The 12146-nt window shown below is 35.1% G+C and carries 4 protein-coding genes and 7 pseudogenes; 5 read left to right on the top strand and 6 right to left on the bottom strand.

What is annotated here, in order from left to right; translation table 11 throughout:
• Positions 1-236: 236 nt before the first annotated feature.
• Positions 237-4559, bottom strand: coding sequence for a hypothetical protein (locus tag ACEL90_RS05130; RefSeq protein ID WP_423348832.1), 4323 nt, complete (start codon positions 4557-4559; stop codon positions 237-239).
• A gap of 60 nt (positions 4560-4619) precedes the next feature.
• Between ACEL90_RS05130 and ACEL90_RS05125 the strand changes: the two are divergent.
• Together ACEL90_RS05125 and ACEL90_RS05120 are read left to right on the top strand one after the other, a co-directional pair.
• A pseudogene (locus ACEL90_RS05125) lies at positions 4620-4850 on the top strand (hypothetical protein); the annotation flags it as partial.
• 43 nt (positions 4851-4893) lie between these two features.
• Positions 4894-5483: pseudogene (locus tag ACEL90_RS05120) on the top strand (transposase); the annotation flags it as partial.
• An 18-nt stretch (positions 5484-5501) separates the two neighbouring features.
• On the opposite strand, the pseudogene ACEL90_RS05115 reads toward ACEL90_RS05120, so the two are convergent.
• Positions 5502-6330 (bottom strand): annotated as a pseudogene (locus ACEL90_RS05115) (IS5 family transposase).
• 85 nt (positions 6331-6415) lie between these two features.
• Between ACEL90_RS05115 and ACEL90_RS05110 the strand changes: the two are divergent.
• Positions 6416-7647 (top strand): annotated as a pseudogene (locus ACEL90_RS05110) (IS256 family transposase).
• Positions 7648-7712: 65 nt separating this feature from the next.
• Here the strand turns inward: ACEL90_RS05110 and ACEL90_RS05105 are convergent.
• The 4 genes and pseudogenes from ACEL90_RS05105 to ACEL90_RS05090 all read right to left on the bottom strand — a co-directional run bounded on the left by ACEL90_RS05105 (position 7713) and on the right by ACEL90_RS05090 (position 10100).
• Positions 7713-7880, bottom strand: coding sequence for a hypothetical protein (locus ACEL90_RS05105; RefSeq protein WP_423348834.1), 168 nt, complete (start codon positions 7878-7880; stop codon positions 7713-7715).
• A gap of 44 nt (positions 7881-7924) precedes the next feature.
• Positions 7925-8050 carry a hypothetical protein gene (locus tag ACEL90_RS05100; RefSeq protein ID WP_423349313.1) on the bottom strand — a complete coding sequence of 42 codons (126 nt, stop codon included), beginning with the start codon at positions 8048-8050 and terminating at the stop codon, positions 7925-7927.
• Between the two features lies 1 nt (position 8051).
• Positions 8052-8417: pseudogene (locus ACEL90_RS05095) on the bottom strand (terminase gpA endonuclease subunit); the annotation flags it as partial.
• 102 nt (positions 8418-8519) lie between these two features.
• Positions 8520-10100 carry an ankyrin repeat domain-containing protein gene (locus ACEL90_RS05090; protein ID WP_423348833.1) on the bottom strand — a complete coding sequence of 527 codons (1581 nt, stop codon included), beginning with the start codon at positions 10098-10100 and terminating at the stop codon, positions 8520-8522.
• A gap of 670 nt (positions 10101-10770) precedes the next feature.
• On the opposite strand from ACEL90_RS05090, the pseudogene ACEL90_RS05085 reads away from it, so the two are divergent.
• Positions 10771-11230 (top strand): annotated as a pseudogene (locus tag ACEL90_RS05085) (helix-turn-helix domain-containing protein); the annotation flags it as partial.
• A gap of 70 nt (positions 11231-11300) precedes the next feature.
• Positions 11301-12131 (top strand): annotated as a pseudogene (locus ACEL90_RS05080) (IS5 family transposase).
• Positions 12132-12146 lie beyond the last annotated feature (15 nt).

The raw sequence follows: 12146 nt of genomic DNA, 5'->3' as shown, positions 1-12146 counted from the left end.
CTGAGCGCTGGAAATGATTGCACTATTTAAATTTGTTAGCATTATATACTGCTGAATTAATAGCTACTTACTTAAGAGCTCCTTTCTACTTTATTCAACTTGCCCGTATGCCTTTTTAAATATTGACGTAAGTACAAAAAAACTTGGTATTCACCTTAACTCTCCTAAATTTGCTCACAATCTCTTAATTTAGCACGTACGTTTTTTTTAACACTTCCTTCATCAACGTATTACCTCTATCTACCGTCCTTACCCTTGCTACGGTCAGAAACACTACTAGCCTGAGGATCTTTTAAGATGGATTGCGTACCACCAAAATTACCAGAACCACCAAGTTGTAATATCTCTTTTTCTGTATTAGTGGAAATAAAACTATGAACGTTACCTCTGGGGAGTTTTCTCAGCATAGGTGGTGATACATTTGGACTCCTAGCCCTTTTCTTTGACAAAGTAGTACCATTGTAAACTGGATTTTGAGCAACATCACTAATACTTGAAAGCAAATTTTCATTAGCAGCACGAGCATGTTCAGCTGGGGAATGAATAGAGTTACTTGATGAAGTATCGTTATTTATTCGTATATTATCAATACCTGTACTTGCATCTTCTTTACTACTGCCAGCAGCATTTGCTAGAACCACTGAAGCAACATCTTTAGGAGTAGGAGGATAGGTTGAATCATCATTATAAGCGAAAGAAACATGCTTCTCAGTTAATCCAGCTGGCAAAGAATCTAGATTAGGTGAACTTGTACGTAAATTAGTCAACTGTAGGTTAAAAATTGAATCATTTGACCATTCATAGAATGAACCACAAGATGAATTACGAGATGAATTACGAGATGAATTACGAGATGAATTACGAGATGAATTACGAGATGAATTATGAGATGAATTATGAGATCCATCGTATTCCAGAACAAAAAAGACATTAACCGCGCAAGAATCCTTTATTTGAATTTTGTGATCTTCATCAATATTTTTGTTATTAAATAGGTAAACTTTTACAGTACTTTTCCAACAACAATTAGGAAGAGCTTTCAATGCACCCTCACCACTAATAGAATTATTAGATAAATTAATCTCTTTAATTCTCATAAAACTAATACTACTTAACTTTTCTAAACTTTCATCATTAATATTAGTATTTTGTAATATGAGAATATCAAGTTGTTCCATGTTTGCAGTAGCAAAGGCACAAATATCATCTTTGGAAAGAGTATTTCCTGATAAGTCAAGTTGAACAATTCCTCTACAATCAATCTTACCATACAAGAAATATTTTGCAAAACTTCCACCAGGCATACACGTGTCTACACACACAAACTTCGAATTTGAAGAAAAAGTTATTTCTTTACCATCATCCAGAGGCTTAGAATTTTCATAAGTTTCCATATCAGCTGGATATTTAGTAACAACTTTAATACTAAGAATCTCGAAGCTAGATCTGAATAAACTCCCTATACATTCGGGAGGGACATGAGGTACAACACCTATGGAAAACGCTCCAAGCTTTTGCAAACTTCTACCAGCAAAAGCTGATACACCTGAATAACCAATAGAGTTACCATCTAAAGTCAATTTAACAAGCCTTGGCCACATTTTATTAGCTAAACTTATTGCACCTATACTACTAATATTATTAGAATTTAAACCAGCTAAGGTAAGTAATGGAAAACTATTTTCTGTCAAATATTTCACACCTCCATCACCAAGAACAGCATTACTTAAATAAAGCTTTTCAAGCCTCGGGTATTCATGAGAAGCTATGAATTTTGCACCCGTAGAACCAATTAAGTTCCCGGATAAATTAAGGTATTGAAGGTTTCGAAAAGCAAGACTTTTTGAATTTTTCCAACCTTTATGATCAAATTTGTTATTGTTCATACGAAGTACAGCAAGCTTTTCAAAAAAATCAGCTTCAAGCAAAGATTGTAAACCACTATTACCAATATTATTATCTCCCAAATTAAGTTCCATAGAGTCCGGAAACGAACAATTCTTTAAAGCTATTGCACAGTCATCATTAAGATTATTACTAGTTAAATCTAATTTCGAAAGATTACTGACATCTTTCTGAGACAAAGCAGAAAGATCATCTGCGTTGATGGAGTTTTTTTCTAAATTAAGCTGAATAACTCCATAAAAATTAATGTTGCCAGACAAGAAATACTTCTTGAACTCTCCCCCAGTTATGAGCATATTTTTAAAAATAAACTTCGAACCAATAGGAAAAGTTACATTTTTAGATGAGGGAGGCAAAGGATTGTGCTGAGTAGAAGTATCAAAAGTAGAAGTTTGACTACAGTATGATGCATCAATATATGAGAGACCACTCTTAAATAAATATGATATGCCAATATAAGTTACGTCGCTGTATTTTATACTAATTGTAGTAAGCGAAGGCGGGAGATTTTCGGCCAAAAACTTTGCACCTTCATCACCTATTTGACATTGAAATAAAATAATCTCCACAAGAGAACCAAGGTTTTTATTAGTGAACAACTTTAAACAATTTACATCGAGAACAGAAGATAATAATCCAAACGCTGTTGTATTTTCTTTAAGGGGAACATCAGAGGGAAAAGTTTTACAAGATAATTGCATCCACTCTGATAACTTTACATCGTCATCGATACCATTGGTAAAAAACTGATATTCTGCGGTGGTTCTTTTATTAATAAAAGTTACCGGTGCGTTTAGAGAAGAGTAATGTTTCTTCAATTGGCTTGTATTTCTTACTTGAAGATGGAGACCTGTTTGCGGCGTTTGAGAAGCTGCTCTCAAACCATCATTAGGAGATATATCTCGGCATTGATCGATGACAATATGAGGTACATTAGTAGCATTTTTCGAATGATGACCAAGGTCGGTTAAGGCTGATTCATCAGTATTTGTCACATTTGAAGGATTATCTGGATTAAAAGAGCGATCATTTTCCTGTTGCGCTTTAGAATCATTATCGGGTGATCTACCTCTAGATCCAGGAACTATAATCCTAAATTTAGTGGCATTTTCTTTTGCAGTAGAATTGGTAAAGGTAACGGTTAACCTTTCAGTGACAACTTCACTTAAAGAATCAACATCTCTCTGCATTGCTTCAGTTTTATCATTCTCAAAGGATAAGCCTAATGAGAGAAGACTTTTAAAATGGGATTTAATTAAATCTTTTATGCATAAAAAAGAAACACGAGTATTTGTTAAATCAATAAAAATAAGCCCTTTAAGGTTAAGGACATCAACTAAAGTTTTCAAAAGAGCATCATCAATTTCGGAATCTGCTAAAACAAGGGAGGTAACGTTTCCAATGTTACCTTGAGTGAGAATATTTCCTGTCGAATTAAGTCTGATATTACTCAAATCAAGAAAGGTAAGACCCTTAAAACCTTGGCATTGAATAAATGTATTCAAAGCTAATGTAGTAAGTCGATTATCAGCTAATGTGAGATGGCTCACATTCTTAATCCAGTTGCTATTACCTAATATAGCTAAATCTTTATTAGTAATTGAACATTGATTTAAATGAAGATGCTTAAGTTTCTCAATCATAGAATCAGCTAAAGCTTCCATAATTTTATCTTGAATGCTGTTACCACTTAGATCAAGAAAATCAAGGTTTTCTAACTTATTTTGATGAAATAAACCTTGTATAACATTAGCAGTAATAAGAAACGAAAAAGCTAAATTAAGAGAGGTAATATTTCTGTAATCAACACTGAGTAGAGTAGGGACAAGTGAACCTCTTCCACCTTTTGAGTTATGGCTCAGATTAATACAGACAAGAGATTTGAGGTTATTGTTGTATAAAGAATTTATATCTGAAAATTCAATAGCATTATTGCTTAAATCGAGATTAGTAAGTTTTGTCAGGTGGTTGCTCTGGGCTAAAAGTCTTAGACCTTTATCATCAATGTCGTTCTCATTTAAGTAAAGATGAGTGAGTTTTTTGACATGATCGCTATTAATCAAAGTCATTAGATCTTGATTACTAATACCGTTTTTGCTTAAATCAAGACAAGTGAGTTGCTTGATACAACCGCTATCAATTAAAGCCTTAAAACTTCCTTGCTTAGTTAGGCTGCCTACTAAATAAAGACTAGAAAGACTTTTAAGAGAACAGAGAGAAGCGCAAATCTTATCACCTGAGAAATTGATACCGCTTATATCAAGAGAAGTCAGCCCTAAAGCACCTTTAAACGCAAGTAGTCTTACTAACGCATTCACGGTAATACATGAGTTACCTCTTATGTTGATAGAATAAATATTCTTCCATTGTCTAAGGGAGGAACGAAGTTCACCAAAGTCCGAATCAGAGACACTCCTCTCTCCGCCTTCTTTTGTTACTAAGTTAATCGACTCAAGGTAATCCACATTAAGGGTAGAGAAAATAGCACCAAGATCACCATCACCATGATTGATTAGCCCCGGACTTAAAGAAATAATACGTACCGTTCTACTCGCTTCTTCACTTTTTAAGAACTCTTGCAATTTTTCAGGATCGAGTTGTCGTACCCCTGTTAAATCAAGATGATTGACTACAACATAGAGAGAAAAATCCACAAAATCCCTAATAAAACTCGATTTCTGAACATTAAAACACAAAAGCCAAACAGAATCAACAATGAATCGAACAAAGTTATAGACCAAGTACTAGCTGCTGAAGCAAGGCTAAATGCATGTAATGATGGGAAGTGGAGCTTTGCAGAATATACAATACTGGACACGCATTTTCACAAATTAGATAAGGGTAGTTGAAAAAAGATAATGCGGAAGCTAATGCTAAGCGGTGGAAAGTTTTATGATACTTTATTGCAGAATGACCTTACCCAAAAAAGTAGAGAGGAAGTTAAGACGTTTTTGAAGTAAAATGAACGTTTTTTCAAAGAGGTATAATATGGGAAAGAGAAGGGAATATACAATAGAGTTTAAATTGGAAGCAATAAAACTAGTAAGAGAAACAGGTCAATCATCAGCAAAAATAGCAAGAGATTTAGGTATGAGTGGAGATTTATTAAGCAGATAGGTAAGAAAATATAATGAAAAATGTCTGGAGTAGATGCATTTCCAAGCAAAGGAAAGTTAGCTCCTTATGACAAAGAAAGGTTTGACTTAAAGAAAGAGTTAGCAAGAATAACTAGGGAAAGAGACATTAAAAAAAAGCCCTGGGATATTTTGCTGGCCAAAAAGAGTGAAATATTCTTTTATAAAAGAGCATAGAAGCAGCTATAAAATACAGGAGTTATGTAGGTTTTTAAATGTATCTGCTTGTGGTTATTATAAATGGGTTGCTCAGGAGAAAAGCAATAAAGAATTAGCAAGAGAGGAGCTTCTAGCAGATATTCAAAAAATATATCAAGCATCACAATGCAGGTACGTAGCTCCTAAAATCCATGCTGAACTAAAAGCTTTAGGCAAAAATTGTAACATCAAAACAGTGCAAGATATAATGCAAAAAATGGCATTCAAGCTAAGCTTAGAAGAAGATTAGACTTCTTTCAAAATTCATGTAGGGAGCTCAAAATTGTGAATTGCAGCAATCAAATTAAACCTTAAACCAAAACGTTTTCGTCGGTTTCTATACCTGTCCGAGATGATTTTAAACCTTTTTAATAAGCCAATTACGTTTTCAAACAATTGCCCTTTGGCTCATAAGTGCCCTGTTCTCTTTTTTTTGTTCTTTGCTTAACGGATTCTTTTTCGTTTTCTTGTGCGGTAATACAACATTTTTGTGTATCTTCTGCATTCCCCTGTAGCCGGCATCAGCTAAGATTTTAGTTTGCGGCAATACTGCTACCTTTGATTCTCTAAACATCCGAAAATCTTGTTTTCTACCATTCGAGAAAGATGTGCATATGACTTTTCTACTCTTCTTCTCTGTTACTATTTGTGTTTTTATAGTATGCCTTTTTTTCTTTCCAGAGTAGAAGGGCTTTTGCTTTTTTTTGATCTCTCTACTGGCGTTTCAGTTCCGTCTATTACTAAAACTTCATATTCTACATCACTCTTTAATAGCTCTTTTTTTCCTGGTAATGCAAAATCTGGATGTTTTATTAATATGTCTTCTACCCATCTTATTATTTTAAAACTGTTACTTTCACTCATGCCATAGCTTTGCCCAATATGAAAATATGTACGATATTCTCTTATATATTCCAGTGCCATAAGTAGCCTGTCTTCTATGCAAAGTTTACTTTTTCTTCCACTTCTAGCTTTTTTTTCTTTTATCCTCCACTTCTAGAATTTCTACCATTCGCTCAAATGTTGCTTTTTTTACCCCTGTTAAACGTCGAAACTTTTCTCCTTCTAACTTTTCTATTCCCTTATATTTCATGCTTTCAAATACTTCATCTTATACTCCCTCTAACAATTTTGAAAGAAGTCTAATAAATTGATGATATAAAAAATGGAGGTTTGACATGAGTCAAGCAAACAGAACTACAGGTTTGGTAGACTATAAAGAACTAGAAACAAATATTTTATCATCTATCAGAGAAGGTAAGCCGCTAACAGGAAGAGATGGAGCATTAACACCATTTATAAAAAGGCTGCTAGAGGCAAGTCTGGAAGGTGAAATAGAAAGCCACATGTTAGCTAAAAGTGAAGAAAACAACCGAAGAAATGGGAGAAATGCAAAAACTTTACGCACGAGTGGAGGCTCATTTGAGCTACTAACACCAAGAGATAGGGAGGGAAGTTTTGAGCCGCAAATAGTCAAAAAAAGGCAAACAAGCCTACATCCAGAACTTGAAACGAAGATTTAAGCACATTTGCCAGTGGTATGAGCTATAGAGATATAGCGTCACATGTTGAAGAAATTTATGACCATAAAATATCGGCAGCAGAGATATCAAGTATTACTAACAAATTACTGCCTGTAATAAATGAATGGCGGAGCCGTCCACTGCAATCTGTATATCCAATAGTATTCATGGATGGCATGTTTTTTAAGGTCAAGGAGGATGGGCATTGTGTGAGTAAATGCATGTATAATATATTAGGCATAAATCAAAATGGCAGAAAAGAAGTACTAGGTTTTTATTTGGCTGAAAGTAAAGGAGCTAATTTCTGGTTAGGAGTGCTAAATGACCTCAAAGAAAAAGGAGTAGAAGATATTCTGATTGCCTGTGTAGATGGGCTAAAAAGCTTTCCTACAGCCATCAACAGTGTATTTCCCAGTGCAGAAGTGCAGCTATGTATAGTACACCAAATAAGAAATTCTCTGAAATATGTATCCAGTAAAGATGTGAAAGTTTTCATGAATGATCTGAAAAAAATATATCGTGCTTCAAGTAAAGAAATTGCTGAGAATTATCTGCTTGAGCCGGAAGAAAAATGGGGAGAGAAGTATCCTCTAGTTATAAAATCCTGGCAGAACAATTGGGAAAACTTATCCAGTTATTTTAAGTATTCTGGGCCAGTTAGGAAGCTGATTTACACCACCAATCCAATTGAGGGGTTGCATAGACAAATCAGGAAATTTACTAAAATTAAGGGTTCATTTACTAATACAAATGCCTTGTACAAACAGATATATTGTGCTATAAAAAAGGTAGAGCAAAAGTGGATTATGGCTCTCCCTAATTGGGCTTTAACTATGTCTCAACTTGATATTTTCTTTCCAGATAGATTGAAAATTGAGTTGAACTAAAAATGCGGTTTGATACACTTTTTTGAACATTCCCTAATACAAAATTACGCAGAATATTTTATCTTTCAAGATTGGTAGCTGCGACTTTCTTCCATGACATTTTTTTGTTTTTTAATTTTCTCCCCTTCTGGACGCACTTTTTCTACAATTTTTTCAAATTCCTCTACTTTTAGCCCTGTTATATCGCGGAAGTTTCTTCGATGTTTCTTTAGGTTATGGTAGTTTAACCCCATTTTGCCTCATTTTTGTTTGTACTATTCTTCTTGATACCATACTTTCATCCTCTTTTCTCTTGTTTTGCATCAGGTCTATGGTCACCATATGCAATTGATACTACTCGCTCTCCGCTTTGCAGTTTTTTTATCGTTTCTTCGACTTGACTTAAATATTCTTGATTGTACATTTTACTTCTCATTCAACCATTTACTTTGCCTCACTTTTTTAGGTTTTTTGCTTTCTGGTTTTTCACTAAAACTATTCCATTTACTCTCTGGCCATCTATCAATCCCAAATGCTATCGATGCTGCTCTCGCATAAATCCTGCAATCTAGCACTTCATTTCTTTCTTTTACCTTTTGCCATTCTTGTTTGGTGTATCCTTTTACCACTTTGCTGACTAATTGCTCTGCTGTTAGCTGCTTAAAATATTCAGGTGCATACTCGGGAAAATGACAATATCCTGGCGGTGTTTCTTCACCATCTTTTAAAATATTAAGTAATTGAAAAAACTCAGACTTTAATATCGATACTCCAACTGGCCAGAGCTTTATTGATGTTATCTCTAAAATCACTGGCCTTCCTTTTAATGAGATCGAAAAGTTAAGATAGCCTAGAAGCTTCTAGCCTGAGTTACATGACTTTCAGTAGAGGTATTACTTAAATAACTTTAGAAGATCTGGCTCTGGAAATAGAGGCATCACCTGCTCTATTGAATCTAGGAGTGTTGTCACGGCACCCATATAGGACTCTAAACTTCTATTAGCATCTTTATTAATAGATCTACAGACTAGGCTAAGGCTTGCTACTGTTCTGCTATCTAATATTGAGGATAAATTGAACGAGATAAATTCCTCTAACGTAATTTTAAAAGGCGAGCGAAACACTTCAGAAATTAAACCTTCGAAAGCTCCCCTCTTGAACGCCTCCCTACTAAATCGCTGACATATGTGCTTTACAATCCCCAACAGAACCTTAGGTAAAAAAGATAAGCATTCATCACAATCGCTAAGCTCTTTAATCTCTACAAACTCTATGGTTAGTCCCGAGGTTAACAGACCGAGATTGCACAAGCAACTTAAAATTGCCTCCGAATTCCCTTTGCGATATTCACTTATAATCGGACCCAAATAACACATCAACCCAATCTTTTCAAAAGCTCGCAAACATAGCCCAGGACTAGAATTATCGTCTATTATATGTTGTTGACCTGAATTAGCACCAAAAACCAAAAGCATAAAAAAGGTTTTTAAACTGCTATTGTCAGCAGCCCAATGTAAAGCGGTACTTCCGTCTTCATCAACTTTGGCAACATCTGCTCCCCAACGTATTAGAACTTCTGCTACTTCCATATGATCCTTTATAGCAGCCCAATGTAAAGCGGTACTTCCGTCTTTACCAACTTTATTAACACTTGCTCCCCGACGTATTAGAGCCTCTACTATATCTATATGGCCCCTTTCAGCAGCCCAATGTAAAGTAGTCCAATCACCTGCATCAACCGCATCAACCTCTATTCCGACACACATTAGCAAAGCCTCCACTATGTCTATACAACCCCTTTCGGCAGCCAAGTGTAAAGCAGTCCAGCACCCTCGATTTACTGCATTGACACTCGCTCCACCATCTATTAAAGCTCGTACCACTTCTGTACGGCGCTTGGCAGCAGCAAAATGCAAAGGATTCCAGCCATCTTGATCCATCAGATTAACCTTCGCTCCTCCTTGCATTAGAGCTTGTACTACCTCTAAATGACCACCTCTAGCAGCCAAAATTAAAGCAGTACTTCCACATTTATTCCCTGCATTAAGCCACGCCTTCCTACCCATCAAAGCTTGCACTACCTCTAAATGACCACCTCTAGCAGCCAAAATTAAAGCAGTACTTCCACATTTATCTCTTACATTAAGCTTTACCTTCTTATCTATTAGAACTCTTACCACTTCTAAATGACCATTTTGGGAAGCTAAATGTAAAGGAGTACTCCCATGGTTATTTTGTGCACAAAAATCCACCTCGCCACACATTAGAACTCTTACCACTTCTAAATGACCATTTTTAGAAGCTAAATGTAAAGGAGTATTTTTATATCTATCTCTTGCACCAAGCTCTGCCCCTTCGTCTATCATGGCTTTTACCTCTTCAAAACAACCACCTCCAGAAGCTAAATGTAAAGGAGTAGTTATGTAATTAATCTTGCAACCCATACATCTACTTATTATAACTTCTACCCCCACTGCTTTCTACAGCAAAGCTAAACAACTGAGAACAACACACTAACTTACCTAACACGTACTATGGCATACCTACACAAACCGACTACCAAGCTCCTATCAGCATAAACTAAGAACCCATGGTGGATTATATTCTACCTTAAAACCATGTCAAGCTCAATCCGAAGACCTTTTAAGCTTGGAGTCAATTGTGACAAAAGTTTTTTAATAAGCTCAATACAGGATCCTTTGCTTACTTTTAATTACGTTTTTATCATCAATTCACTTGGCTTCGCTTCCCATCTTAAAACAATTCAGTATTAACTCAGCAATATAACTATTTTTAGTGCTCAAGACTAGCAAATGTGAGAGCAAGTTTTTGGAGATGGATTGACCTATCAGCCGCCCCGTAGGAAGATGATCTACCTTCTGAACCCTGTTTCTCTCTATAAGCAGTACGCATTCTCTTAAATATATAGTTCCGGATGGCTTTGTTGCATAGCGCTGATAGGCATGCAAATGAGAGTAAACTTACGCAGTTAATTTAAATTTACTGATATCGGCATGCCTGTTTTCGAATTTGCCTTGTAAATTCCTTCCATTTCCACCTCTTGTACCAATTTCCGCTATACAAAGAACGGATAGACAATAATGGAAAAAGCCATACTAAAGCAAGTGAAGTAGTGAGGTTTAAATGGCATTAAGATCAAAATTATTGGATGAAAAAGTAGTAGAATCAGCAAAAGAAATGCTGAAGAAAGTAAGGAATAATGCATATGTTTCAAAAAAACTAAATGCTGTAATTGCAGCAAAAAAGTACAGTATAACGGCTGTAGCAAAAATATATTGCATTTCAAGAAAGGCACTTACTGCATGACCTAAAATTTGGCAGAGAAGAAAAACTGTTTGCTCCTCCATCACGCTGTAGAAAAACTAAATTAAATCAGGCTCAACTACAGTAAATTGAAGCATGTATAGAAGAAAATCCTAATATTACCATTAAAGAAATGAGAATAAGAATCCAGGAAAAGTTCGGATTAAATATCAGCAAATCTACAGTACACTGCCATATGCAAAAGATGAAATTTTTATATATTACAACAAGACCAGTAAACAACGTACAAGATAAAAGTAAACAAGAGGAATTCAAAAAAAAATCTCAATGAATTTATTAGACTTCTTTCAAAATTGTTAGAGGGAGTATAAGATGAAGTATTTGAAAGCATGAAATATAAGGGAATAGAAAAGTTAGAAGGAGAAAAGTTTCGACGTTTAACAGGGGTAAAAAAAGCAACATTTGAGCGAATGGTAGAAATTCTAGAAGTGGAGGATAAAAGAAAAAAAAAGCTAGAAGTGGAAGAAAAAGTAAACTTTGCATAGAAGACAGGCTACTTATGGCACTGGAATATATAAGAGAATATCGTACATATTTTCATATTGGGCAAAGCTATGGCATGAGTGAAAGTAACAGTTTTAAAATAATAAGATGGGTAGAAGACATATTAATAAAACATCCAGATTTTGCATTACCAGGAAAAAAAAGAGCTATTAAAGAGTGATGTAGAATATGAAGTTTTAGTAATAGACGGAACTGAAACGCCAGTAGAGAGATCAAAAAAAAGCAAAAGCCCTTCTACTCTGGAAAGAAAAAAAGGCATACTATAAAAACACAAATAGTAACAGAGAAGAAGAGTAGAAAAGTCATATGCACATCTTTCTCGAATGGTAGAAAACAAGATTTTCGGATGTTTAGAGAATCAAAGGTAGCAGTATTGCCGCAAACTAAAATCTTAGCTGATGCCGGCTACAGGGGAATGCAGAAGATACACAAAAATGTTGTATTACCGCACAAGAAAACGAAAAAGAATCCGTTAAGCAAAGAACAAAAAAAAGAGAACAGGGCACTTATGAGCCAAAGGGCAATTGTTTGAAAACGTAATTGGCTTATTAAAAAGGTTTAAAATCATCTCGGACAGGTATAGAAACCGACGAAAACGTTTTGGTTTAAGGTTTAATTTGATTGCTGCAATTCACAATTTTGAGCTCCCTACATGAATTTTGAAAGAAGTC

Origin of the sequence: Wolbachia sp. wLmal (genome assembly GCF_049435495.1) — a bacterium.
In the GTDB taxonomy this organism is placed as follows: Bacteria; Pseudomonadota; Alphaproteobacteria; order Rickettsiales; family Anaplasmataceae; genus Wolbachia; species Wolbachia pipientis.
The sequence above is the reverse complement of the archived record's forward strand: the minus strand, read 5'-3'. Positions and strand labels throughout refer to the sequence as shown.

What these genes read in the sequence shown, in the direction of transcription:
- ACEL90_RS05100 (WP_423349313.1), bottom strand. Translation starts at nt 8,050, where the DNA reads ATGTACAATCAAGAATATTTAAGTCAAGTCGAAGAAACGATAAAAAAA.
- ACEL90_RS05105 (WP_423348834.1), bottom strand. Translation starts at nt 7,880, where the DNA reads ATGGGGTTAAACTACCATAACCTAAAGAAACATCGAAGAAACTTCCGC.